Source organism: Planococcus koreensis (assembly GCF_004761975.1).
GTDB classification, from domain to species: Bacteria; Bacillota; Bacilli; order Bacillales_A; family Planococcaceae; genus Planococcus; species Planococcus koreensis.
In genome coordinates this window covers 24982-48448 of sequence record NZ_RQII01000047.1, presented here as the reverse complement: position 1 = coordinate 48448, position 23467 = coordinate 24982, and the positions used below count along the sequence as shown (strand labels likewise).

Genomic DNA, 23467 nt, shown 5'->3' with positions numbered 1-23467 from the left:
GACTTGAAGCTGGTTATTCGTCGTCGTGGTAGATTTTCATGATGCCTTTTTCGCAATAGACGATGGTGCTATGTCTTCTTCTCCGTAATACGTCCAGGAGAAGGCGGCATTCCGAACCAAATCCAATCAAAGCAGCTGCGATTAAAAGAGTTGCAGCGCTGCTTGCCGTACTGAGGAGAAGCATTCCGGCACCGAAAACAAAAAAAGCCGGATACATCACATAATTCGGGCCTATACTGTCCATCAACCGGCCCGTGAACGGCCGCGCTATCAAGACGGTCACTGTATAGACAATAAAGAAAAAGCTGGCTGTATCTATCAAGTTCAGTTCTATCGCATATAAATTTATATAAGAAAGAACACTGGAGAAGCAGAACGTCATGATGAGGATAATGAAACTGATGGGAAGTGCTTTCGGTTCTATAAGACCATAAAGTTTAAATCCTTTGTCGTCCTGTTTCATTTCCATTTTTTCTATTTTAGGCACACTTACGAAGAAGCCAATCACCGTACTCACAACCCCTAGCAGAAGGCAAAGGATAAAAATCTTCACAAAACCGGTGTGTTGAGTCATATACAGGCCAATGAACGGACCAAGACCCGTAGCCATCGCTGTACTAACAGCAAAATAACCAATTCCTTCGCCTCTTTTGGATGCCGGTATCGTGAGGGTAACAAGCGTCCCGATCACGGTAGTCGCAACACCAAGTGTAAACCCGTTCAAGAATCGGCTTACAATGAAAAAAGTAAGCCCATAATCTACAAAATAGAGGAGAATCGTTAACGTAAAGAAGACAAGTCCGATAATCAACAATTGTTTGTATTCGATTTTCGCAACGATTCCCCCGGTCAGCAGCCTCCCCGCTAATGCACCAATGATAAAAATGCCTGCTACCAGACCTGCTTGTCCGGTAGTGGCATTAAATTCTTTTATCGCATAAAGAGCGATTGTGGCATTTAATAAAAGATAGACAAAGATTAAGAAAAAATTGACTAAAGAGAGAATGATGAAATCTTTGGTCCATAATTTCGGTTGTAGTTGCTTCACCAGTTAACTTCCTCTCTCAAATTCCTTCTCCCCTCAGAATGTGTAAGATTCGCCGTCTTCTGGCACGAAAAGCTTGGAAGAGAAGCCTTTTTCAGCTGCGAAACTTTTCAAATCTTCTTTAGACAGTCCCCAGTGATTGGCTGACTCCATATGGACGGAGATTATCGTTGCTTCAGGTGCGGCTTGATAAACTTCATAAACATCTTCTTTGTCCATTACAATTGAACCGCCTTCCAGGAATTGATTGGCCCCAGCGTTTACCACAATGACTTCGGGTTTGTGGACATTGATTGCTTCCTGGACGCCGTCATACCATACTGTATCCCCAGCTACATACACGGTTTTTTCGTCTTGGTGCTTGAAGACAACACCCGATACCACACCCATAAGGTTTAATATCTCCCCTCTGCCGTGTTCACCTTTTGTCTTAATCAATTGGATTCCTTCAAAGATTGTATCTTCCTGCAGAACCCCCACGTTCTGGAAATTGGAACTTCGGACTTCTTCCGCGTCTTCTTCATTTTGGACGAACAGTTTAATGTCTTTTGGTAATGCCTCTTTGGCGGCATCGTCCCAATGATCCAAATGCAAATGAGTAACAATGACGGCATCTATGCCATTGATAATTTCATTGATCGGAACGGTTAAGCTATCAAGTGGGTTATTTTGGTCTTGTCTTGCTGCATTCGGAAAAGGCGGATAAGCACCTTTCTCTGCCAAAAACGGGTCTATTAAAAACTTTTTCCCGGCATAGTTGATAACCAATGTTGCGCTACGGATTTGCTGTATGTTCATATTCTTAACTCCTTTAGTTTGAATTACGTTAAGTGTATAATTAAAGCACTTTAGAAATACACAGCATAAATTAAGTCTTTTTGCCGTTTGACTTTATTAATGAAGGGATTTGTAATAAATGTTGGATCACACAGATCTGCAAATTTTGGATGAACTCTCTAGGAATAGCCGCATCTCAATGAAGGAACTAGGAGAAAAAATTCATTTAAGCGGACCCGCCGCTTCAGCACGGGTGGAGAAGTTGGAAAACAACGGCATTATTGAGGGTTATACCATCAATCTAAATCAAGTAAAGATGGGGTATTATGTCCACGCCTTGATAAACATCTTTACCAAAAGCACTTATCATCAGCCGTATCTGTCTTTTTTGAAGACACAAGAACAATATGTGATCAACAACTATAAGATCAGCGGAGACAGCTGCTATATTCTTGAATGCAAATTTCCGTCCAACGAGAAACTAGACGAGTTTCTGGTCAAATTAAATGAGCATGTGAACTATAAATTATCGATTATCATTAATAAATAGTTCCCACTATGGTCTTTTAGATGCCAATTCAATTAGTTATTTATAAGTAAGCATTCGTAAAAATAAACTTATACAAACAAAAATGGAGAAAAGAGGTGCTCTAAACGGCCTCTTTTCTCCATTTGTATTCAAACAACTTCCGATAATCCCTCATATGTTAACTAATAATTTTACACATCATAAAATAAACGATTATTTTAATAAAAATATACTTAAATAAACGAGTATAGAACATTTCTTTAAGAAATCCTATCTATCCAATATTTTCTCCAGCAACAATATCATTCATCACATCTTCTAATGTTACATTTTTTAAAACTTTCTCCATTGCCCCCTGTGCGGTCGCAAATATTGGTTCTATAGTATTTTGGATATTCCGGCCAACGGGACAATTAAGCTGTGGATTTTCGTGTATACTGAATAATTCTTTATCTTGAACAACATTTACCGCTTTATAGACATCGAACAAGGTAATATCAGATAGTTTCATTGTAAGTTTTGCTCCTGCAATACCTGGGTGTACTTCGATCAAACCAGCTTTTTTAAGCATGCCCATAAGTTTCCGTATCACTGCTGGATTTGTGTTAACGCTCGAAGCTAAAAACTCAGAAGATGTTATTCCATCTTTATTAAATTCAATTAGAGTTAATATATGAATTCCGACAGCAAATCGGCTGCTAATGGACATTTACCTTCACCCCTTTATAAATTTCTATTTCTATATCTAATATCATGTAATTAATTTAGTTACAAGTTTATTGTATCAAATAGCAAACAAAAAACAAAATATCGCTATCCCTGTTGACAATACAGTTACAAGTAACTAATATGAATACATGTAATCACTATTGTTACATCAAAAGCGAACTAGGGGGATTGGAAAATGAAAATATTAGTTACAGGGGCAACAGGAAAATTAGGTTCGAAGGTTGTAGAAGCATTATTGAAAACCCTGCCTGCAAGTAAGCTGGCGGTGAGTGTCCGGAACGCCGAGAAAGCAGAAGGGCTTCGTGCTCGTGGAGTGGAAGTTCGTCAAGCAGATTTTGACCATCCAGAAACTTTGGATAAAGCATTTGAAGGAATTGACCGCTTATTGATCATCTCTGCGGATGGCGACAATGAAACGAGAATCCACCAACATACTAATGCTGTCCAAGCAGCGGAACGTGCAGGAGTAAAATTCATTGCCTACACAAGCTTAGCCAATGCTAAAGAAAGCGAAAATCTTATGGCGCCCCCTCATGTCGCGACAGAAGAATCCATTATGAAGACTGGTATCCCCTACTCTTTCTTGCGCAACAACTGGTATTTTGAAAACGAAATCGGAAGCATTCAAGGTGTCCTAGCAGGAGCACCATGGGTTACTTCTGCCGGTGAAGGAAAAGTTGGTTGGGCATTGCAACAAGATTACGCAGATGCAGCGGCAGCGGTTCTGGTTGGGAACGGCCACGAAAATACAGTGTACGAACTTTCTGGCCCTCTTTTAACTCAAGAAGAATTGGCATCTGCTCTTGGGGATATACTGGGTAAAGAAGTGCCTGTACAACAAGTGAGTGACGAAAAATATGCAGAGATCATGAAAGGCTTAGGTTTACCCGATTTTGTGATTCCGATTGTTGTAGGAATCCAAGAAAGCATCCGGAACGGTTCACTTGAAGTGGAAAGCAACGATTTCGAGAAAATTCTTGGTCGCACACTGCCGATCAATGAATCATTGAACCAACTTATTAATACAATTTCACAAACTAAATGAAATTAAAAGAATCGATATGATGGCATAATTGAGTCTTAGAGTCTCCTATCATATTCAAAAAACAAGAAAACATAAAAGTTAATATTTTTAAAACCTATAAAAAATATTTTTTTAAAAGCTGGGCATTCTGCAAAGAATGTCTTTTTTGTTTAGTTTTTTCAACCAATATTCAAACTCATATTTCATTTGCTTCTCATAACTCTCTTGGTATATTAAAATCATAATTCCTTTCTCTTTCTTAAGGTATACCTAGAGAATTAAGCACAACCATTCGTAAAATTACACTTTTAAAGACAAAATGAGAGGTGGATGCTAGTCAATGCATCTTTACTCTCCTTCTGTATTTGAATAGCCTCTGATAAATTATGATATGTAAACTAAATTATTTAATATAACGTTTCACTTTTAATTCTTCTCTTTAAAATTTTATCAATGTAAAAGAAATTAGTATTTCTTCTCCAGCAAACAAATTAATTGCTGTTTTACAGTACTCCACTCTGTATCGATGATGCTGTAAAACACATTATCATGTATAGTTCCATCTGCCTTTACCCGATGCTTACGAAATGTCCCTTCTTTTACTGCGCCTATTCTCTCTACCGCTTTTTGCGATCGGAAATTTTGTCCACTGACAGAAAATTGAACACGATTTACTTTCATCTCTTCAAAACAATATTGAAGCAAAAGGAATTTACATTCCGTGTTGGCTTTAGTTCCCCAATATTCAGGAGCGATCCAAGTCCAACCAATTTCAACATTTTTATTTACATGATCAATATCGCCAATTCGAGTAGAACCGACGACCTTTCCAGTAATCTTATCTTTTATTAAGAATGGCAGATGCAGCCCCTTCTTTTTACTCGAAATAGCTGCACTTACAATTTCTTTAATATCTTCTAGAGATTCAACTTTTCGCCATGTATATTCCCAGACTTCTGGACTTTTTAAAGCCTCATATAAAGTTTCGGTATGTGAGATTTCAAGAGGAAAAAGGCAAACTGCATTCCCATCTAATATTACATCTGTCTTCATATGTCCATAGTTCCCTTCTGCTAAGTTTTTTTGTCTTCTCTTGCCTATTCAGTAAGGCGAAGAAAACAAAACCTTCTAATTATTCATAAGTAAGTGTATCATTTTACATTTTTTGAGGTAACAGATTTTTCTCAAACTAAAGATAGTTTTTCAAAGCGTTCGTAAAAGTACAATTTCACGAACGAAAAAAGGAAGTAACTTGTTATTAAGTCGCTTCCCTCCCGATAACCCCTCATATGTAAACCTATTCTTCTTGTATACTTTTCTTACAGGCGAGAAAAATGAAAATAAATTCCAAAAAACACGACTTTTGTTTTTTGATTACGTCTAACAAGTAGAAACCATAAATTAGGGGGCGAGATTCCTTGACCAGCGAGAGAAAAAGCGAAATCACTGAGTGGTATCACCAGCATGGTGATTCGATCTTCAGATACATATTGCTGATGGTCCGTGATCATCAACAAGCGGAGGATTTAACACAAGAGACGTTTATTAAAGCATTCCGGTATTATGACAGCTTTGAACGAAAGGCAAATCCGAAAACCTGGCTTTTTCGCATTGCCCACAATCTCACCATTGATTTTATTCGTAAGCAAAAGCCCCTGGAGCTGTTAAAGGAACTGGTATTACTCGGAAAAAGTACAAGCAGTGTACCTGAAGGAATAGTGGAGATTAGAGAGAATTCCACAGAACTTTACCAGGCATTAAGCCAGCTAAAAGGTTCATATCGTGAAGTCATTGTTTTGAGGAAAATAAGGGAGTTTAGTATTCAAGAAACCGGTGAAATTTTAAGTTGGTCCGATAGCAAAGTGAAAAACACCCTTTCCCGAGCCCTTTCCGCATTGGAGAAACAGTTAAACAAGGAGGGAATTATCCATGAAAAAAACTGATGGTACTCATACGGCATTAGATAATCAGTTGAAACAATTGGATCAGGATATCATTTGGAGCCAGAACCATAAAGCAAGGCTGCACTCTCGGATTTTATCGAAATTGGATAAACAGGAATCCAAAACCCGGTTTTTTAATGGCTTTAAATTCACCTCCAGTTTAGTGCTGTGCTCGCTCCTTTTAGTAGCCGGAATTATTTTCCTTTCGCAAAACATCCTTCAAGAAGATAGTGGGTTAACAACAGGAACAGGAAATACCACAGAGGAAGAACCTACCTTGTCAGGAAGCGAAGAGGTAGATGCTGAAAAAAGCAAAGAAACCATTCAAGCTGTCATTGAAGAAGAATTCAACGGGCCAGACGAGAAGTACAAAGAAGTATGGGAAGCTGCCATGGAAGCCCAAAACAATGTGACAACTCAAGAAGAGTTCGATGCCTTACAGCAAACACCGGTATGGCAAAATTACATGAACTATATGGCGGAGACCTATGCTGCATCTTTCACAGAAAATGGCTATGACAATTTTTTAAATGCCACACCTGCTTTTATGTACAGTGGTTTTGATGGCGACTATGACCTGACAGCGTCGGATATTAAGATCAGCCAGAACGAAAACAATCTGAAAATGTATCAATTTACTTTCCAAGTGGACTATAAAAACGCAAACGGCGAAATCCAACCGTATTTGTTCGAAGGTGAAGCCATGGCTTCTGAAGAAGGAAAAATTGAGAAGCTGCAATTTCTGGATAAGGATGACTTGCTTACAGCTATGAATGAAGATATTTATTGACGCTGCCTTTAGGTAGCGTTTTTTGTATTATTGTATTCAAATGTTTTTGACCTTTTCAATCCGTTCCTAAAAATATACTTACACACCCCCAAAAAAAGGGAAAAAGCTTATTTAGCTTCTTCCCTACCGATAACAAATGATATGTAAACTTGTATAAAGAGAAATTTAAATTATTATGAGTTTATCTAAAGGGTGGTTCTATTGCTTTTACCTTTTTTGATTTCCACTCTGCCACTTGCTTTCTTTCAATAAACGCTATCCTATTTACCTCCAATCCTGTTCGTAGAATTGCATGTTTATTGAATCATTAGACGAAGCATAACCAATCCTAGCAAAAATTTCTCTTTCCAATTTCGGGTTGCTCCTATCTATATAATTAGATATATCCCAAGTGATTTCATCCTCACCCATCCCCCATTTCTCACTATGAGAGAGCGCTCGTTCCTCTGAACCATCTACTTCGTATAACCTTCCCCAGTAGCGATTCTGTGGTTCTGCACCAGCAATGCGGAGTTTAATTTGTAAACTAGAGGAAGTGATGGTCGGTGTTTTTTTAAGAGACTGCTGGTCAATTTCTATTCTTTCTATAGATCCTACAGGAAACCATTTCTTTAGACTATATTCTGAAGAGTTAGAGACGATGTGGCTAGAATGAAGAACCCTACGAAAAGCACAAGGAACACTGCTTTTTTTTCCATAATTTCATCACCTTTAATTGTCAAAGTATAAATAATTATTATCAATCTCAAAGACGGAACCTTTCATTTATGATTCGAAATGTAATCAGTAAACAACACGTTCGTTTGATCATGGACTGTTTTTACCTTAAATGTTGCAAGTCTGATTTCGGATTGTAATCTTTTATACTTTTGTCTTCCTTTAGCCGTTTTACGAGATCTGCATTTGAAAGCAATAACCGACCAAAGGCAGCCAATTGAATTTCCCCTTTCGCTAACGACTCTTCCGCAATTTCGGGTGTCAGCTCTCCCACCCCAATTACGACTCCTTCCCAGTGTTTCCGGACCAACGCATGAAGGGTCAGTTCATGTCCTGCCAAAGGTTTACGGTAGGTTTGAGCGGAAGGATGGATAACCTGAATCCCTGTACGTCGGAACACATCTAAGATTTCTATGACTTCTTTTTCTGGTTGTTCCCAAAAAAACAAGGGCGTATCGTCTTTATGCTCGGAAAATCGGACGATGACCCGTTCAGCGCCTATCGAGTTGGCGACTGCCTGCAGAATCTCTTCGAGAAAGAGATACTTATTCCGGCCATACGCGTCTTTTCTGAAGTTCACCCAGGGAAATTGAAATTGATCGATCAAATAACCATGCGCCGCATGGATTTCGACGCCATCGAATCCAGCAAGCTGCGCATTGATTGCTGCCTTTGTAAAATCCTGAATCACTTTTTGAATATCCTCCTCGCTCATGGCTTTTGGCATCTCATAGGGAAGCCCCACCCGATGGGTCAAGCCGTTCGCTTGGACAGCAGATGGAGCAACCGGCTGCAGACCGCCCGTAATCGCTGAATGGCTGAGACGGCCAACATGCCACAACTGGGCAATGATAATGCCGCCTTCTTGATGGACTTGTGCCGTCACTTCTTTCCATGCTTCAGTCTGGTCTTCCGTATAAAGCCCAGGAATTCCAATGGTCCCGCGGGCTTCCGGACTAACTGCAATGCCTTCGGTGATAATCATGCCAACGCCATGTTTTGCCCGCTTGGCGTAATAGGCTACTGTATCTGGATGAATCACACCTGTTTCCAGATCCGCAAAACTACGGGTCATCGGCGCCATCACCACTCTTGACTGTAAATTCCATTGATTGATTTTTACCGTTTCTAAAAGTTTCATTGCCATCCCTCTTCCTTTTTGTTGGTATGTTTAGTTTAATAGGAATAAGAAGGTGAAAGAATGGCATTTCATTCTAAAAAACACCATATTAATTTGGAATCATTTGTTGTTTAGTAAAAAAACAAATAAATCATAAGGAGCTATCAAATGGATAAAATTGACCAACAACTCTTGCTTGCCCTTCAGCAGGACAGTAAATCTTCTATGACGAAGTTGGGAAAGCAAATTTCCCTGTCGCAGCCAGCTGTAACAGAGCGCGTGAAAAAGTTAGAGGAAAAGGGAGTAATCACTGGCTACCAAGCGCTCATTGACCGAAAAAAAGTGAACAAGTCGGTTTCTGCTTTCCTGTTGTTCCAAGCCCGCCATTGCGAGGACTTTGTATCCTATTGTGAAACTGTCGAAGATGTCCTGGAAATCCACCGTATCAGCGGCCAATATAACTTTTTAGTCAAAGTGGTGGCGGAGACATTGGAAGTGCTGGAGGTAAAAATCAATGATTTAGGCCGTTTTGGAGATTCGACAACATTGGTGGTCTTGTCTACACCTATGGAGAACCGGCCGATCATCCCTTATCTCTCGAATGGAGAATAGAATAGAAAAAGAGCCAAGACAATTCGCTTGAATTGGTCTTCGCTCTTCTCTGTATACATGGAGTTAGAAATTATTCTTAAAGCGACATCTCTCCAGCTTTCAGCTTATATTCAATAGTATTTAAATAAATGATCTCATTCACTTCATGTCGAACTGTTTGATGACCTGATTTAATGCCTTTTCCAACGGCAATCAGCATGATATCCAGGAATCGGTCAGGAATCTCTAATACTTTCTTTAAACGGTCTGACTCGTAGCCGGACATGGTAATGGTTTCAAGACCTACTTCATTTGCCAATAGAATAAAAGACATCGCAGCTAAACTGGCGTCACGTACCAGTTCAAGTTTCAATTCTTCCAGCGATTTATTGGCATAGTAATTGATGGCAGCGCCTACCAATTGATCCCTCAGCTGTTCGGTAAAGTAGCCTGCCTGATATCCTTGCTCATGTATCAGAACGATATTTTCTTTTTCAAATGCCTGGTAATCACCCAAGATAAGAACTAAGGCAGAAGCTTCTGTTACTTGTTGCTGGTTGAAAGCTACGGGCAGCACCTGTTTCCGCAAATCGAAATCATCGATGACTAAATAACGCGTCGCTTGAATATTATTTCCATTAGGGGACTTCGCAGCGGATTCAATCAAAGCAGATAACGTTTCGATACTCACTTTGTAGTTCACATCGTAGTGCCGGACAGATCGTCTTTTCAGCAGTGTTTCTTTTACACTCATCTTTTTCACTCCAGTTCTTCATTTACTCTTACCTATGAAAGTATAAGTGTCTTTAACAAAAGAAAAAATAACGCACTTTAATGTGGTATAGCCACCTTTTAGTGCCTATCGAGGAGGAGTATAAAGTGAGCAGTCAAAACACTGGAATTAATATTTTCATGAATACTTTGGGCGGAAAGTGGAAATGCTTAATTCTGTTTCTTCTTAGCCAGAAAAAGATGAGAACAAAAGAATTTTATCTATCCATACCGACCATTACACAAAAAGTATTAACGGAACAATTAAAGCAATTGGAAAAGGACGGAATTGTACAGAGAGAAGTGTTTAGGGAAGTCCCGCCACGCGTTGAGTATCGTTTAACTGAATTAGGAGAATCTTTTATCCCTGTGCTGAATGTGATGTGTGATTGGGGAAACACGTATGCCGTTACTAGAGGATTAGAGTTGAATGGAAAAATCTGTAGTCATCATAAGGAGAAAGAAAGCATTCAATTGGCAAGTATTATTCCAAATAGCATGGAGTAACCGAGTGTTGTATTACCTCAAAGTGACTTAGGTACTTCAAAGTGCGTACTTCTCAAATGTCATTTCCGGATGCAGACTAGGAATGCACACAGAATCCTAGAGGAGTTGAAGCACTTTGAACAATCAACCTATAGAAAACCGGAAAGTTGCGTTAGTTGTCGGCGCAAATGGAGTGATTGGAAGCAACTTGATTAATCATCTAGTCACGCTTGAGGACTGGGACGTTATCGGCATTTCACGAAGGGGGGGAGAAAATACAGAAAAGGTTCGCTATGTAGCGGTTGATCTACTGGATGCAGCCAATACACGTGACAAGCTGCAGGACTATACGGAAGTGACCCATATATTCTATGCCGCTTTCCAGGATCGACCGACTTGGGCGGAGCTTGTTGAACCGAACTTGTCTATGCTGGTGAATGTGGTAGAAGCCATGGAAAGCATCGCTCCACAATTAACACATGTCTCCCTGATGCAAGGATATAAGGTGTACGGTGCGCACCTTGGCCCCTTCAAGACACCTGCCCGGGAAACGGATGCGAATCATATGCCGCCGGAATTCAACATTGATCAGCAGGACTTTTTGGAGCAACACCAGAAAGGCAAAACCTGGACCTGGTCTGCACTCCGTCCTTCGGTCGTTTGCGGTTTTGCATTAGGAAATCCTATGAACTTGGCAATGGTGATTGGAATCTATGCGTCTATTTCCAAAGAATTAGGTCTTCCTTTGCGCTTCCCTGGGAAACCCGGTGCTTATTCCAGCCTTCTTGAAATGACGGATGCCGGTCTACTGGCAAAAGCGACTGTTTGGGCAGCAACTAGTGAGCAATGCGAAAATCAAGCCTTCAATATTACCAACGGGGATTTGTTCCGATGGGAAGAGCTTTGGCCGAAAATCGCTGACTATTTCGGCTTGGGAACAGCGCCGCCATTGCCTATGTCGCTTGATGTCGTCATGAGCGATAAAGAGGAGCTTTGGAACGCTATGGTGAAGAAGCATGGATTGGAAGAGCTTCCCTACTCTGATGTGTCTTCTTGGAAATTTGGTGACTTTGTATTCGCGTGGGACTATGATTTCTTTGCGGACAGCTCCAAAGCTCGCAGACTGGGTTTTCATGAATACGTAGATACCGAGAAAATGTTTTATACAATTTTTGATGATTTTAAAGAACGGAAGATTCTTCCCTACTAATCATTTAAAGAGAAGATGCTGAATCAATACTCAGCTCTTCTCTTTTCTTCGATCAGGGGATAATCAAGCACTTTTGCATTTTCTCCATAAGTCTTTGAAATATGGTCGTCACCCCAACGGCACATTAAATGCAGAATTTCCTTAAGTGTCCACCCATAGTCGGTTAGTTCATACTCAACTTTTGGCGGCACTTGATTGTAGGCAATCCGCAAGATGACTCCTGCCTCCTCTAATTCCCTCAATTGTTCTGTTAATACTTTTTGCGTTATCTGAGGCAGCATTCGCTTGAATTCATTGTTCCTCTTCTTGCCAAAGGTTAAATAAAATAAGATAACCGGCTTCCACTTGCCACCGATCACTTCCAACGTGGCTTCTACCGAAGTGTTATAGACCTTTGTCGTATTTGCCTCTTTTTTATTCATTCTCAACCGCCTTTCAAGCTTATCTATTGCTCAAATTTTAGCATAAATCAAAATAATATTTCTGATACTTGGAAAGTTCTAATATATTCTTTTGTATTTATTTTTAAAGCGTTCGTAAAAATACATTTTTACAGACAAAGGGGAGAAAAGATGTGTTCGTTCATTAGCTTCTCGCCCTTTCAATTCACACAGCTTCTGATAATTCCGGATATGTAAACTAATCATATTTTATTTTCTAATCTCTTATTTTTCTATGTGATTCATGTCCTTTATGAAGTTATGGATTCGATACTGAAAGCAAATGAAAAATAGTAAGGTATCTGTAACTAACAACCCTTAAGTTCTCGACTGTTTTTCAAATAACCGAAACATGACTAGGTATACAATGCCACTCAGCATTACCAAGATTCCAAGGATTGTGAAGGTCCAAGAAAATCCGAACCAGGCAGTCATTGGAATTGCCACTGGCGCAATCATCCGTCCAATTGTATAACGGATACTAGCTGCAGCAAAATACTGCCCGCGCATATCTTCCGGTGCCAACTTAGAAATGAAACTTTGTTGTATGCCGACAACCATTATTTCCGCTAAAGTAAAGATGCCCATTGCTGCGACAAATACCCAGAAAAAAGAAGTTAAAGGAAACAGCAGCATAATTACTCCGTACAACATGGACGAAGTAAAGAACACCCATTTCTCCGGATATCTTTTCATCCAGCGTGCAACAAACACGGTAAACAAGGCAACCAACAAGCCATTCTCAGCCAGCAAAAGGCCGTATGAAGTTTCACCTGTCACTTCCCATACATTGCCAAAAAATGCAGCAATAGTTTGGCTGTCGATTGTTTCCTTAAGATAGATTGGAAATAATAAATTAATCTGCAATAATGCTAGTGAACCTAAAACACCAGCAATTATAAACAATAAAAAGACACGGTCTTTAAAAATGATGCCGTATTCCTTAAATTGCTTTAAAACTGCTCCCACCCAGCCTGTTGCTTCGGCAGTAGCCCATTTATCGACCATTTTTTGAGATAACGTTTCGTCTGTAAACAGACGAAGAACCAAACTAAGCAATAAGGAAATTACCGCTACGACCAGCAATAATTCAAAACGGAAGGAGAAGAATAGAACTGCTCCAATCAGCGGACCCACTACTACAGCAATATTCAGGTTCGTATAGAAAATAGCAAAAACATCGCTTCTGTATTCTTCCGGAACCACGTCTGCAATCATCGCTTGACTCGCCGGTTTATACAGTGAACTGCCCATCCCCGCCAGTGTAAAGGCGAAAAATCCAAGTTCTGGGGATTGAAACCACGGAGAATTAGCCAGTGCAAACAAGAGGAATGCAAACCCCTGTCCTATTGAGGCAATGATCAGCATACGCCTTCTACCATATCGGTCGGCCAAATAGCCTCCCACCAAATTGGCTGCTACGGAAAATACCTGCGAAATGACAAGCAGCAACCCCGCCATTCCTTTTCCGAATTCTTCGGCAAAATAGATGGCCAGGAAAGGAAAAACCATCCAATAGCTTGTATTCATAAAGAACTCGCCTACCAGGCGCACTTTCAAACTTCTGTTCCAGTCTTTGATTTTCATCGTCTTTTCCTCATTCTCTCTAATCTGTTGTACCCTATTGCATTCAAATTTCTGTTTAATTAGTTCAAGATATTGAACATATTTGATTCAGCTAAACTTCTGTAATTAAGATTTATTTATTCGCACCTTCTTTTAGGGTACGAACAAACCATAGTTGGAAGAATAAAGATACAGTTTACCGCACAAAAAAGGAGAAAAGAGGTTCTGCTTACAGACTCTTCTCTTCCTTATTTCTATACGTATCTTCTGACTGGTTAGGTCCAATATAATATACTATTCGTTGTTTGCCCGATAACTTGGAGTCACATATACTGTCCAAAGTTGGATACTAGAATTGCAGTATTGCCTTTTGACTGTTCGAACAATGAAGTTTAATAAAGATTCATGATACTTCTCAGCATTACTAAGGTTTTTCCTCACCAACTAGCCGGATTATCTATCCTACACCGCATAGTTTCTACATCAGAAAAACCAAATTTTCTGTAAAGATGGTGAGAATCTTTTGTAGACAGACCAAGTGTCCGTACCTGATTATCAGGGTGCTCCATTATGCATTGCAACAACCATGTGCCTATTCCTTCACCTCGATAATCTGGATTAATAATAACATCACAGATCCACGAAAATGTAATATTGTCTGTTATCACTCTTGCAAAACCAATCTGTTGCTTTCCTTCAAAAACAGCAAAACAAATAGCATTATCCATACTTTTTACGATGATTTCTTTTGAGCGATCTTGTGCCCAATAACAAGTTGATAAAAGTTGAAAAATTACATCTGTATCCATTTTAAGTTTGTTATCACTTACCGTATATCCTTCTCTGTACCACTCCATTAATAACCCTCCTGTTTATGAACAATCATGATATAGTGAAAGTATAAAGGATTTTTACTTTTTATAAATTTCTTTTTTTGTAATCTGTATAGGTACAGAACTGGAGGGTTCGCAATAATGGATACTAAGTACAGCCAAATAATGAACGAGATAAAAGAGGAAATTACGAACGGTACACTAAGAGCCGGAACCAAAATTCCTTCAATTAGGTACTTATCAGAGAAATACGCTTGCAGTAAAAATACAATAATTAAAGCTTATAACGAATTAGAAAAACAACATTACATCTATTCCATTCCAAAGAGTGGATTTTTTGTGGTAAATGATGTTACTCCGTCACAAGATATCCCCACTACTCAACGAGTTGATTTTCATTCTGCAGGACCAGATAAAGAAGCGATGCCTTATGAAGATTTTCAGCATTGCGTAAATCAAGCAATAGATTTATATAAGGGAGAACTTTTTTCTTATTCCCACCAACAAGGCTTTCTTTCATTACGAAAGCAACTTGTAAAACACTTGCAAGACAGGCAAGTATTTACTACGCCAGAAAGATTATTTGTCTTATCGGGATCGCAACAAGCAATCCATTTACTTGTACCTCTTCCTTTCCCTAATGGAAAATCGAATATTTTAATCGAACAACCTACTTACTTTGGTATCGTAGAATCCATTCGATTACATAATGTAAAAGCATTTGGTATTGAGCTCACTATGAAAGGTATAAATTTGGAACGACTAGAATACATATTCCGTCATAACGATATTAAATTTTTTTACGTAGTACCGAGATTTCAAAATCCCCTTGGCCATAGTTACTCTAATGAAGAAAAAAGGAAAATAGTTGAATTAGCTATAAAGTACGACGTATATATTGTGGAAGATGATATATTAGGCGACCTAGATACGAATTTCAAATCCGACCCTATATTTACCTATGAACCAACTGGAAGAGTGATATACATAAAAAGCTTCTCAAAAATTATGCTTCCTGGTTTGAGAATCGGAGTAACCGTGTTACCTGAATTGTTAATAAACAACTTTCTTCGTCATAAGTTTAGCAGTGATTTGTTTAGTGCAACGATCTCTCAAGGTGCGCTAGAACTTTATCTGAAAAATGGCATGTTTAACGGTCACATAGAAAGAATTAGAAAATTATATAGCACAAAAATGGAAAAGGTGCAGCTTGCATGTGAATTATATCTTTCGCCACAAAGCTATAATTACACTAAGCCTGATACGGGCTTCTATTTATGCATTTATTTGCCAAAAGAAGTGCAAGCCAATCGATTAGTGGTTGCATTGCAGCAAGAAAATGTCTTTGTCGATGATGCAACTCGAATGTATTTGCCAGAATTTCAGAAAGAGAATTTGATCAGACTCTGCATTTCACAAGTAGATGAAGCACAAATAGTTTTTGGTATAAAGACGATTGCAAAATATATCAATTTGCTAAAGAATCAAGAAGTAAGATTGGTTGAAAAACCTAATCATTTATTTTTATAATTTGTAGCTCATTATATTGAGGCGAATATTTAGAAATAAGAATATAATAAGTGAGTCCACACTAGTTAACCTGAACGTTTTGAACTGAACAGTACCTTATTGATTAAATTTTAATGAACCAATAAATAACTACCGGTAGTTATATCCCTATCAGAGATAAAATAATAGTAATTATAACTTTATTTTATACAGAATCTAAAGAACCAATAGCCTGAAATTAAGGTTACTGGTTTTTTAGATTTTTGATAGTCTTTTTAATACACATATAAATCTAAGAACTTTCATTTCTAAAAATACATATTCTTACAGCAATATAAAATCACTCGATTCAGTTTAAATTTAAGCGTTCGTAAAAGTACACATTTCCGAACGCCCTGAAAACGGCCAAAAAAGAGGCAAAAGAACGTTCATAAACGTGCCAAAACACTTTACGAACGTTCACCAATCCCCCATACTTTTACGAACACATTCACTTAGCCCAAAATGACTCCATTTAAAAACACTCTGGCAAAATGCGCCAGAGTGTTTCTTTGATATGATCATGCGCTTGCGTTAAATACGGTAACGCGGTTACGGCCTTGGCGTTTGGATTGGTACAATGCTTGATCAGCTTCTTCGATCATGTCTTCGAGGCTTTTCAGATCCATAGGACAGCTCATGCCCATGGAGACAGTCAATGTCCCTTCAGGCTGTTTGGCTTCACCTTCAAATTGATAAGCTTCGACATTTTGTCTGATTCTTTCCGCCAACAATGCAGCTTCTTGGGTATTGATTGGATTGTTCAGGCATACGATGAATTCTTCTCCGCCGTAGCGTGCGACAAAGTCGTCTTTGCGCGTCGAATCTTTGAGGATTTGCGCAATGGAACGCAGCACAGCGTCGCCTTTTTGGTGTCCGTGCGTATCGTTATAGACTTTGAAATAATCGACATCCAGCATGACGATCGCCATCGGTGTCCCATTATCGACTAACTTGCCCACATGGTTTTTGAAATAGCGGATGTTCGGTAAATGTGTCATGGGGTCTTGATTGGAGTAGAATTCCAATTCTTTCCGCAAGACAAGATTGCGGTTTTCACCGTTGAGGATCAACCCCATTGCCAACACGGCAATCGCCGCGAAAAATACCATGCCTAACGTGACAATAGTATTTGCCGGGGTCGCGAGGTACATCCAAATCGATTTAATCGCTTCAAAAACAACAAAGGCGCCCATCATTCTTTTGATGTTCAAGATGACAAAAAATTGGTTAGCCGGTTTTCTGTCATGGAAAAGGCCGCCGATCAAAACCGGCAGCAAGATCGACTGGATGATGCCGATCACTACGGTCGGCCCACCCATCAATCCGCGGTAGAATGCGGGAAGCACCGCTGACAACAAGCCCGCTTGCCAACCGCCTACGTATGAAATGAAGAATAGCGGAACTTCTCTCAGATCTAAGCGCATCCCTTCATACATGAACGGGTTATACATAATTGAAAATGTCAGAAAGCCGATAAAGATGGAGATGGCCCATCGCTGCCTGACAGGATTTGTCCAGTCGAGGAATAAAGTCTCTTTCGTTTTTAAGCCCAGATACATGAGCGCGATAATCAGCGCCATGTTTTCAAGAAAGAAAAAAAGTAAAGCAGTCATCAATACAACTCCCATGCAGTAAGTCTTGTTCAAGTTGCGGTCTTGATTGGTTCACAATTAGGTTAATAGAGGGGTATTTTTATGTATTGCTTTGATAGCTTGTCCAGCGCTCGGCCTTTCACTGACCGATGCAAGTTCAATCGCTGCGCAGTAGAAATGCAGTGAGTTGTCTTCGTAATCCCCCACTTCAAATCGCGTGTCTTCCCATCCGAATTCGGTTAAATCCATCATGTATATGGAGATATCAAACGTTCTGCCAATCCCTGAAAGATCCAGGCTTAGGGGATTAAGGAAGTGCAGCAGCACATCGAATTCCCGCTCTTCTTCCTCGTAAAGAAAGTTGATGGCTAAAAGGGAATGCGGTTCGCCGAAATCGATGGTGAATTGCAATTCAAAGTTTGTGATCGATTGGAAGCCTCCAAAATGAAAGTCTTTGAGATGATCATTCAGCAAGCCAATATTGCGGATTTTACTTGCGGCTTTCCGTTCTTCTACTCTATTTCTTACTGGGGTATCCAGTTTTTCTTGAACTTCATTGCCGTCTTCTTCGGTGTCGTCCTTAAAAAAAAGAGCCAAGATTTTGTTAAGCATGTAGGCACTCCTTATCATTTCAGCTTGCGTTTATTGATCTGCTTTTGCAGGTAATGTTCAAACGACTTCTGCGCTTTTTCAGATACCAGCAAGCGCTTAACGTACATGCGGTTCTGGAGTTTCTTCCTTACATGGACGTTGCCAAAGAAAAGGCTGCGGTATTTTTCATCTGTATAGAAGCAGTTGAACCATTTTTGTCCATTAAGCTCTTCTATATGTCGGTCTATTTTTTTAGAATCCAATCCGGCAAAGCTGCCGGTTCCCGATATAGCTAATTCCAATAGGAAAGAGATGATAGTTGAAAGCATAGCAAATCCCCTCTTTTCCAAAAGTCTGTTTAAACCACTTATGACATACAAGAATGGCTAATATTAGTAAATTTTAACTGCATATCGATTAATTATATAGTATGTTTTATTTAACAGATAGAGGTATTGGAAAAATCACTGCGTTAAAATCATTCCCAGGCATAAGAATTATTGATTTGAATGCTACAAGATAGTTTATAGTAATAATAATTTGGTACAGAAAATGCTGCGGGATGGCGTTTCAAGGAGGAGCAATGAAAAAAATTCAGTTTGGCATCAAAGAAAACTTCGTCAATTTCGCCTTGCTCGTCGTAACCAATTTCTTTGTCGGCTCCATGGTGGGGCTGGAGCGGACCATTTTGCCGATCATCGGTGAAGAAGAATTCGGTTTGGCTTCAACAAGTGCAGCATTGTCATTTATCATCAGTTTCGGTTTCTCCAAAGCCATCATCAATTATTTTGCAGGCGCGATTGCAGACCGGCTCGGCCGCAAGAAAGTGCTCTTGCTTGGTTGGAGTTTCGGACTGCTCGTTCCGCTATTGGTCATTTTTGCATCATCTTGGTGGATGATTGTGGTGGCGAATATTTTCCTTGGCATCAACCGAGGGCTTGCCTGGTCAATGACCGTCAATATGAAAATTGATATCTCCAAGCCGTCACAGCGCGGCTTGGCTGTCGGACTGAACGAGTTTGCGGGGTATACAGGCGTTGCAGCGATGGCTGTCGTTTCCGGTTTTATCGCATCCAGCTATTCTCCCCGTCCGGAGCCTTTTTATCTGGGCATCGGGATTGTCGTGATCGGTTTCATCTTGTCTTTGCTTGTGAAGGACACAAAAGAATTCGTGAAGCTGCAATCCGCTAAATCGCCTGCAGCACCTAAAATGACTGCTGGTGAAGTGTTTATGGAAACGACGTTCAAGAACAAAAACTTGGCCAGTGTCACGTTTGCGGGTCTCAGCACGAATTTGAAAGATGGTATGGCGTGGGGGCTATTCCCCATTTTCTTCGCCGCTTCCGGCCTTAGTGTGCCCGAAATCGGTCTTATTGTCGCCATCTATCCGGCGTCTTGGGGATTTTTCCAATTGTTCACCGGTGCACTCAGCGACCGTTTCGGGCGCAAATGGTTCATCGTCGGCGGCATGTGGCTGCAGGCGCTTTCACTTTGGCTGATCTTGGCCGCTTCCACATATTCCTTGTGGATTGCCGGAGCTGTGTTATTGGGTCTCGGAACCGCGATGGTCTATCCGACGCTGCAAGCGGCTGTCAGCGATGTGGCGACACCGGAATGGCGCGCCTCTTCGATGGGCGTTTACCGGTTCTGGCGCGACAGCGGCTATGCATTCGGCGCTTTGTTCGCCGGGATCTTAACGGATGTCATTAACATCGAATGGGCAATCGGCTTGGTTGCCATTTTGCCGTTTAGTGCAGGATTGATAGCAGCTTTCCGCTTGTCAGAAACCTTGCCGGCTGACAAGAAATAGAAAAATCGAAAAAGGCCGGACAAAAGGGTAATTCCCTTTGCCCGGCCTTTCTATGTACATCCATTTTAGCTGTAGATGCCGAAATGCTTTTTATTTTTCATTAATGCATGTGATCGCTAAAAACAGCCCGTCGTACATCGGCTTCACTTCGAGGACGTTTAATCCGGATTTACGAATCAGCGCTAAAGTGTCTCGATTGAGATGGCAGCCGCCAGCCACTTTCTGCCACAATGGTGTCATGGCATCTTGCAGGAAGCCTATAGGCTTTTGATTCATTCGGACGTGTTCGAAAAAGTATAGTTTCGCTCCATTTTTGGCACAGCGCCGGATTTCACGCAATGCTTTTTCCGGTTCGGGAATCGTGCAGAATACCAATGTCGCTACGACTGAGTCAAATACATCATCCCCAAACGGTAATGCTTCAGCTTTGGCCGCGTATGTCCGGATTGGCACTTTAGCTTCCGCTGCTCGCTGCAGGGACCGCTTCCGCATCGCTTCGTCCGGCTCGATTGCAGCGACCGAATCCGCTTGCCGGTAAAACGGAAAGTTGATGCCGGTGCCAGAGCCGATTTCAAGCACCGTTCCTCGTGCATTGCCCGCAATGGATTTGCGGATCTGGTAAAAACGGCTCCGTTCAAATGGTTTCATCGCAATATCGTAAAGTTTCGGAGATAGATTTCCCATATCCGACCGCCTTTCCGGTTCACTGGTAATGTTCGTGCAATGCCATTTTAAACTTCGGTTTCAATGTGATTTCAATCGTGTTGTAATAGCTTTCCGAAATCGCATGGACAATCCGCAATGATGCAGGCATATCTTCCACGATTTCCATTTTTTCGACCGATCGCAATTTTATGGTAGAAACGGCTTCTTGGTCTTCTTTTTCAGTGACAATCAATGTGAATTCATTGTAAAACGGAGACACGACGACCATGATGGACTGCCTTTCATTTTCGGCAGTGAATGTCGAGGTGTCGTAGTAAAATTCCGCCAGCTCATCGCTGCGTTTTGGCTGCGCTTCAAAAAGCGCAACCAGTTCAGATTCCTTTGGCATGTCCATTGACAATCTCCCCTGTTTCTTTGTTAAATTCCACTATGTAGCTTAGGCTGCAAAGCGCTTGTTACCTCTAAGATACGCTATTTCCCAGCCCAAATCCTGCATAAAGCCTTGTGCCTTTGAAATCAGTGAGACTGTCCCTTGCGGATGATTAAGTTTCGAACAATTCCCCGTTCAATGCCGCGACATAACGCTTTGCCGATTTCTGGGCTTTTTCTGCCGCTCCAGCTTCTATGATGCGGTGGAACGCATCGTATATGCGGTCGAACTTCATTTCCTGCAGCTGGTTTGCCATGCGCGAAACAGTGGACGCCGGCAATGGGATAAAATTCGGGTAGCTGTACATGAACGTCAGCCAATCACGGTCCGCGGCAACCCGCACAATGTCGCCCGTCAGCAGCACTCCTTGGCGGTGATTGCCGCCATGCCATTCCAGCACTGCCGCTCCTTTAAAATGTCCGCCGATACGGTGAAGCGTGATATCGCTGTCCAGCACAACGGATTCGCCGGTCCAGAACTCGATTTGCTCGCTTGGGCGTGTGATCCATTGCTTATCGTCTTCATGGATATAGATTTTGGCATCAAATGCTTCGGCCCACTCGACTTGAGTTGAATAATAATGCGGATGGGACAACGCAATGGCGTTTATTCCCCCGAAATCTTTGATTTCCCCAATTGTTGCCGGATCCAGGTAAGTGACACAATCCCACAATACATTGGATGCTTTTCCTTCAACCAGATACGCTGTTTGCCCAATCGCAAAATCAGGTGTCGTGTGGATGCTGTGGAGGCCTGTTTCTTGCGGGTGGATCACGTTCACGTAATTCCCCTGCTCCAGCATGTCCTCCAATGTCAGCCATTTTTGGCCTGCCGGGTTAACGTATTGGCGGTCTTCGTTGCAGATCCGGCAATGAAGGGGTGCTAGTTGGGATGCGGCGTATTGCACGCCACACGTTGCGCAAATGTAATTATTCAAGTCCATCATCCTTTTCTTTGTAATCTTCTAAACTGTTTTCAATAAAATTTTACACAAGCTATGTAAATCAACGCTTTGGAATCCTATACTATCCTTATAGCGATTACTCGGGGGTGAGGGCATGATCACGCGTAAAACGATATGGTTTCTCGGACTGTCGCAGCTGGTTTGTTGGGGCGTATCCTATTACCTCATTGCCGCATTCGGCGCATGGATTGGAGCGGATATGGGATGGAGCGGCACACAAGTCTATGGCGGATTTTCAGCGGCGCTTGCCGTCATGGGCCTCACTTCCCCTTGGACCGGACGGCTTATCGATTTGTACGGCGGCCGATACGTGATGTCTGCGGGTTCTTTGCTGCTGGCAATTGGCTGTCTCGGCATCGCTCTTTCCCATTCGCTCACCAGCTATTATTTGTCTTGGATAGTGCTGGGCCTTGCAATGCGGCTATCTCTTTACGACGCAGCATTTGCCTCGCTCGCACGAATTGCCGGAGCCGGCGCAAAACGCCCCATCTCCCAAATTACGCTTCTAGGCGGCCTTGCTTCCACCGTCTTTTGGCCGATCGGCTTTTTTCTTGCGGAATCCATCGGCTGGCGCGCTGCGCTCTACGTCTATGCCTTATTTGCGCTATTGACCATCCCGCTCCATTTGGCGATACCGGACAGCAAGTTTTCCGAAAACCAAAGCGAAGGAGACAACAAGCTGCCACCCATGAAACCTTTGGCCGCCGATGGCAAAGAAAGGGTGGCTGCCGGTGCAGTCTATGCGTTCATCTTCATGGTGCTGAACTTTTTGAATTCAGGCATGTCGACCCACATGATCAATATATTGTCCGGTCTCGGCGTTGCTGCAGCTATTTCGGTTTGGGCATCGACGCTGCGGGGCATCGGCCAATCGTTGGCGCGGGTCTGTGAAGTGTTGTTTGGCAGCCGGATCCACCCGCTGGCGCTGACGGTTATTGCCTCAGCCATCTTGCCGATTTGTTTCTTGTTCGGACTCGCAAGCGCTGAATTTGTTTTTAGTGCGTTCATCTTCGCGTTTTTATTCGGCGCCGGGAATGGTTTGATGACGATTACGCGCGGTACGCTGCCTCTGATGCTGTTCGACCACAAAACTTATGGCTCATTCGTCGGCAAGCTGCTGGTGCCGAGTTTTCTTGTGTCAGCCGCTTCCCCGCTTGCCTACACCGTGGCCATCGACCGTTGGGGAGAAATCGCCGCATTGATTGTTTCCCTGCTGTTGGCTGGTCTGGTGTTTACCTCGTCTCTTTACCTGAAAAAGCGCTTTCCTGTATCAGGCTGACTGAGTTTTGGGC

General features: G+C 41.5%; 25 protein-coding genes. 10 read left to right on the top strand and 15 right to left on the bottom strand.

Going from position 1 to position 23467, the window contains the following annotated elements:
* Positions 1-13 precede the first annotated feature (13 nt).
* Positions 14-1048, bottom strand: coding sequence for an MFS transporter (locus tag EGV91_RS11105; protein ID WP_158290606.1), 1035 nt, complete (start codon positions 1046-1048; stop codon positions 14-16).
* 33 nt (positions 1049-1081) lie between these two features.
* Complete coding sequence (locus tag EGV91_RS11100) at positions 1082-1843, bottom strand: MBL fold metallo-hydrolase (protein WP_135503715.1); 762 nt, start codon at positions 1841-1843, stop codon at positions 1082-1084.
* A gap of 118 nt (positions 1844-1961) precedes the next feature.
* Between EGV91_RS11100 and EGV91_RS11095 the strand changes: the two genes are divergently transcribed.
* Entirely contained in the window at positions 1962-2372 is a 411-nt protein-coding gene (locus EGV91_RS11095) for an Lrp/AsnC family transcriptional regulator (protein WP_135503713.1), read from the top strand.
* A 253-nt stretch (positions 2373-2625) separates the two neighbouring features.
* On the opposite strand, the gene EGV91_RS11090 is transcribed toward EGV91_RS11095, so the two are convergent.
* Positions 2626-3060 carry an Rrf2 family transcriptional regulator gene (locus EGV91_RS11090; protein WP_101802319.1) on the bottom strand — a complete coding sequence of 145 codons (435 nt, stop codon included), beginning with the start codon at positions 3058-3060 and terminating at the stop codon, positions 2626-2628.
* A gap of 195 nt (positions 3061-3255) precedes the next feature.
* Here EGV91_RS11090 and EGV91_RS11085 point away from each other — a divergent pair, with 195 nt between their 5' ends.
* Complete coding sequence (locus tag EGV91_RS11085) at positions 3256-4125, top strand: SDR family oxidoreductase (RefSeq protein WP_135503711.1); 870 nt, start codon at positions 3256-3258, stop codon at positions 4123-4125.
* Positions 4126-4569: 444 nt separating this feature from the next.
* On the opposite strand, the gene EGV91_RS11080 is transcribed toward EGV91_RS11085, so the two are convergent.
* On the bottom strand, positions 4570-5157 hold the full coding sequence (locus EGV91_RS11080; RefSeq protein WP_135503710.1) for a GNAT family N-acetyltransferase: 588 nt from the start codon (positions 5155-5157) through the stop codon (positions 4570-4572).
* Positions 5158-5522: 365 nt separating this feature from the next.
* Here EGV91_RS11080 and EGV91_RS11075 point away from each other — a divergent pair, with 365 nt between their 5' ends.
* Together EGV91_RS11075 and EGV91_RS11070 are read left to right on the top strand one after the other, a co-directional pair.
* A complete protein-coding gene (locus EGV91_RS11075; RefSeq protein WP_135503708.1) occupies positions 5523-6047 on the top strand; it encodes an RNA polymerase sigma factor in 525 nt (174 codons plus the stop codon).
* Positions 6034-6837, top strand: coding sequence for a hypothetical protein (locus EGV91_RS11070; RefSeq protein WP_135503706.1), 804 nt, complete (start codon positions 6034-6036; stop codon positions 6835-6837). Before EGV91_RS11075 ends, EGV91_RS11070 begins: the two co-directional genes overlap by 14 nt.
* 820 nt (positions 6838-7657) lie before the next feature.
* Here EGV91_RS11070 and EGV91_RS11065 read toward each other — a convergent pair.
* A complete protein-coding gene (locus EGV91_RS11065; RefSeq protein WP_135503704.1) occupies positions 7658-8695 on the bottom strand; it encodes an oxidoreductase in 1038 nt (345 codons plus the stop codon).
* Positions 8696-8842: 147 nt separating this feature from the next.
* Between EGV91_RS11065 and EGV91_RS11060 the strand changes: the two genes are divergently transcribed.
* A complete protein-coding gene (locus tag EGV91_RS11060; protein WP_135503702.1) occupies positions 8843-9286 on the top strand; it encodes an Lrp/AsnC family transcriptional regulator in 444 nt (147 codons plus the stop codon).
* 76 nt (positions 9287-9362) lie between these two features.
* Here EGV91_RS11060 and EGV91_RS11055 read toward each other — a convergent pair whose 3' ends face one another.
* Positions 9363-10019, bottom strand: a complete 657-nt coding sequence (locus EGV91_RS11055) for a nitroreductase family protein (protein ID WP_135503700.1) — start codon at positions 10017-10019, stop codon at positions 9363-9365.
* A 125-nt stretch (positions 10020-10144) separates the two neighbouring features.
* Between EGV91_RS11055 and EGV91_RS11050 the strand changes: the two genes are divergently transcribed.
* Together EGV91_RS11050 and EGV91_RS11045 are read left to right on the top strand one after the other, a co-directional pair.
* Positions 10145-10543, top strand: coding sequence for a winged helix-turn-helix transcriptional regulator (locus EGV91_RS11050; RefSeq protein ID WP_135503698.1), 399 nt, complete (start codon positions 10145-10147; stop codon positions 10541-10543).
* Positions 10544-10658: 115 nt separating this feature from the next.
* Positions 10659-11732 (top strand): SDR family oxidoreductase, encoded by a 1074-nt coding sequence (locus EGV91_RS11045; protein ID WP_135503697.1) that lies wholly within the window; start codon positions 10659-10661, stop codon positions 11730-11732.
* A 23-nt stretch (positions 11733-11755) separates the two neighbouring features.
* Here EGV91_RS11045 and EGV91_RS11040 read toward each other — a convergent pair whose 3' ends face one another.
* The 3 genes from EGV91_RS11040 to EGV91_RS11030 all read right to left on the bottom strand — a co-directional run bounded on the left by EGV91_RS11040 (position 11756) and on the right by EGV91_RS11030 (position 14595).
* A complete protein-coding gene (locus EGV91_RS11040) occupies positions 11756-12154 on the bottom strand; it encodes a winged helix-turn-helix transcriptional regulator (RefSeq protein WP_135503695.1) in 399 nt (132 codons plus the stop codon).
* 336 nt (positions 12155-12490) lie between these two features.
* The gene (locus EGV91_RS11035; protein WP_175580302.1) at positions 12491-13759 is read right to left on the bottom strand and encodes an MDR family MFS transporter; all 1269 of its coding nucleotides are present in this window, start codon (positions 13757-13759) and stop codon (positions 12491-12493) included.
* 416 nt (positions 13760-14175) lie between these two features.
* Positions 14176-14595, bottom strand: coding sequence for a GNAT family N-acetyltransferase (locus EGV91_RS11030; protein WP_135503693.1), 420 nt, complete (start codon positions 14593-14595; stop codon positions 14176-14178).
* Between the two features lie 117 nt (positions 14596-14712).
* Here EGV91_RS11030 and EGV91_RS11025 point away from each other — a divergent pair, with 117 nt between their 5' ends.
* On the top strand, positions 14713-16101 hold the full coding sequence (locus EGV91_RS11025) for an aminotransferase-like domain-containing protein (protein WP_135503691.1): 1389 nt from the start codon (positions 14713-14715) through the stop codon (positions 16099-16101).
* 539 nt (positions 16102-16640) lie between these two features.
* On the opposite strand, the gene EGV91_RS11020 is transcribed toward EGV91_RS11025, so the two are convergent.
* Genes EGV91_RS11020 through EGV91_RS11010 form a run of 3 tightly spaced genes read right to left on the bottom strand, consistent with a single transcriptional unit; the run spans position 16641 to position 18634 of the window.
* Positions 16641-17735, bottom strand: a complete 1095-nt coding sequence (locus EGV91_RS11020) for a GGDEF domain-containing protein (protein WP_135503689.1) — start codon at positions 17733-17735, stop codon at positions 16641-16643.
* Between the two features lie 57 nt (positions 17736-17792).
* Complete coding sequence (locus EGV91_RS11015) at positions 17793-18326, bottom strand: hypothetical protein (RefSeq protein ID WP_135503687.1); 534 nt, start codon at positions 18324-18326, stop codon at positions 17793-17795.
* Between the two features lie 14 nt (positions 18327-18340).
* Complete coding sequence (locus tag EGV91_RS11010) at positions 18341-18634, bottom strand: hypothetical protein (protein ID WP_135503685.1); 294 nt, start codon at positions 18632-18634, stop codon at positions 18341-18343.
* A gap of 254 nt (positions 18635-18888) precedes the next feature.
* Here EGV91_RS11010 and EGV91_RS11005 point away from each other — a divergent pair, with 254 nt between their 5' ends.
* Complete coding sequence (locus EGV91_RS11005) at positions 18889-20115, top strand: MFS transporter (protein ID WP_135503683.1); 1227 nt, start codon at positions 18889-18891, stop codon at positions 20113-20115.
* A 90-nt stretch (positions 20116-20205) separates the two neighbouring features.
* Here EGV91_RS11005 and EGV91_RS11000 read toward each other — a convergent pair whose 3' ends face one another.
* From EGV91_RS11000 to EGV91_RS10990, 3 genes are all read right to left on the bottom strand, one after another.
* Positions 20206-20799: a class I SAM-dependent methyltransferase gene (locus EGV91_RS11000; RefSeq protein WP_135503681.1), complete on the bottom strand. Its 594-nt coding sequence runs from the start codon at positions 20797-20799 to the stop codon at positions 20206-20208.
* A 19-nt stretch (positions 20800-20818) separates the two neighbouring features.
* Positions 20819-21175 (bottom strand): hypothetical protein, encoded by a 357-nt coding sequence (locus tag EGV91_RS10995; protein WP_135503679.1) that lies wholly within the window; start codon positions 21173-21175, stop codon positions 20819-20821.
* Positions 21176-21323: 148 nt separating this feature from the next.
* Positions 21324-22148 (bottom strand): MBL fold metallo-hydrolase, encoded by an 825-nt coding sequence (locus EGV91_RS10990; protein ID WP_135503678.1) that lies wholly within the window; start codon positions 22146-22148, stop codon positions 21324-21326.
* Between the two features lie 121 nt (positions 22149-22269).
* Between EGV91_RS10990 and EGV91_RS10985 the strand changes: the two genes are divergently transcribed.
* The gene (locus EGV91_RS10985) at positions 22270-23454 is read left to right on the top strand and encodes an MFS transporter (protein WP_135503676.1); all 1185 of its coding nucleotides are present in this window, start codon (positions 22270-22272) and stop codon (positions 23452-23454) included.
* The last annotated feature ends 13 nt before the right edge of the window (positions 23455-23467 follow it).

What these genes read in the sequence shown, in the direction of transcription:
- EGV91_RS11035 (WP_175580302.1), bottom strand. Translation starts at nt 13,759, where the DNA reads ATGAAAATCAAAGACTGGAACAGAAGTTTGAAAGTGCGCCTGGTAGGC.
- EGV91_RS11055 (WP_135503700.1), bottom strand. Translation starts at nt 10,019, where the DNA reads ATGAGTGTAAAAGAAACACTGCTGAAAAGACGATCTGTCCGGCACTAC.
- EGV91_RS11060 (WP_135503702.1), top strand. Translation starts at nt 8,843, where the DNA reads ATGGATAAAATTGACCAACAACTCTTGCTTGCCCTTCAGCAGGACAGT.
- EGV91_RS10995 (WP_135503679.1), bottom strand. Translation starts at nt 21,175, where the DNA reads ATGGACATGCCAAAGGAATCTGAACTGGTTGCGCTTTTTGAAGCGCAG.
- EGV91_RS11070 (WP_135503706.1), top strand. Translation starts at nt 6,034, where the DNA reads ATGAAAAAAACTGATGGTACTCATACGGCATTAGATAATCAGTTGAAA.
- EGV91_RS11020 (WP_135503689.1), bottom strand. Translation starts at nt 17,735, where the DNA reads ATGACTGCTTTACTTTTTTTCTTTCTTGAAAACATGGCGCTGATTATC.
- EGV91_RS11000 (WP_135503681.1), bottom strand. Translation starts at nt 20,799, where the DNA reads ATGGGAAATCTATCTCCGAAACTTTACGATATTGCGATGAAACCATTT.
- EGV91_RS10985 (WP_135503676.1), top strand. Translation starts at nt 22,270, where the DNA reads ATGATCACGCGTAAAACGATATGGTTTCTCGGACTGTCGCAGCTGGTT.
- EGV91_RS11085 (WP_135503711.1), top strand. Translation starts at nt 3,256, where the DNA reads ATGAAAATATTAGTTACAGGGGCAACAGGAAAATTAGGTTCGAAGGTT.
- EGV91_RS11015 (WP_135503687.1), bottom strand. Translation starts at nt 18,326, where the DNA reads ATGCTTAACAAAATCTTGGCTCTTTTTTTTAAGGACGACACCGAAGAA.
- EGV91_RS11025 (WP_135503691.1), top strand. Translation starts at nt 14,713, where the DNA reads ATGGATACTAAGTACAGCCAAATAATGAACGAGATAAAAGAGGAAATT.
- EGV91_RS11030 (WP_135503693.1), bottom strand. Translation starts at nt 14,595, where the DNA reads ATGGAGTGGTACAGAGAAGGATATACGGTAAGTGATAACAAACTTAAA.
- EGV91_RS11040 (WP_135503695.1), bottom strand. Translation starts at nt 12,154, where the DNA reads ATGAATAAAAAAGAGGCAAATACGACAAAGGTCTATAACACTTCGGTA.
- EGV91_RS11080 (WP_135503710.1), bottom strand. Translation starts at nt 5,157, where the DNA reads ATGAAGACAGATGTAATATTAGATGGGAATGCAGTTTGCCTTTTTCCT.
- EGV91_RS11090 (WP_101802319.1), bottom strand. Translation starts at nt 3,060, where the DNA reads ATGTCCATTAGCAGCCGATTTGCTGTCGGAATTCATATATTAACTCTA.
- EGV91_RS11010 (WP_135503685.1), bottom strand. Translation starts at nt 18,634, where the DNA reads ATGCTTTCAACTATCATCTCTTTCCTATTGGAATTAGCTATATCGGGA.
- EGV91_RS11100 (WP_135503715.1), bottom strand. Translation starts at nt 1,843, where the DNA reads ATGAACATACAGCAAATCCGTAGCGCAACATTGGTTATCAACTATGCC.
- EGV91_RS11005 (WP_135503683.1), top strand. Translation starts at nt 18,889, where the DNA reads ATGAAAAAAATTCAGTTTGGCATCAAAGAAAACTTCGTCAATTTCGCC.
- EGV91_RS11065 (WP_135503704.1), bottom strand. Translation starts at nt 8,695, where the DNA reads ATGAAACTTTTAGAAACGGTAAAAATCAATCAATGGAATTTACAGTCA.
- EGV91_RS11095 (WP_135503713.1), top strand. Translation starts at nt 1,962, where the DNA reads ATGTTGGATCACACAGATCTGCAAATTTTGGATGAACTCTCTAGGAAT.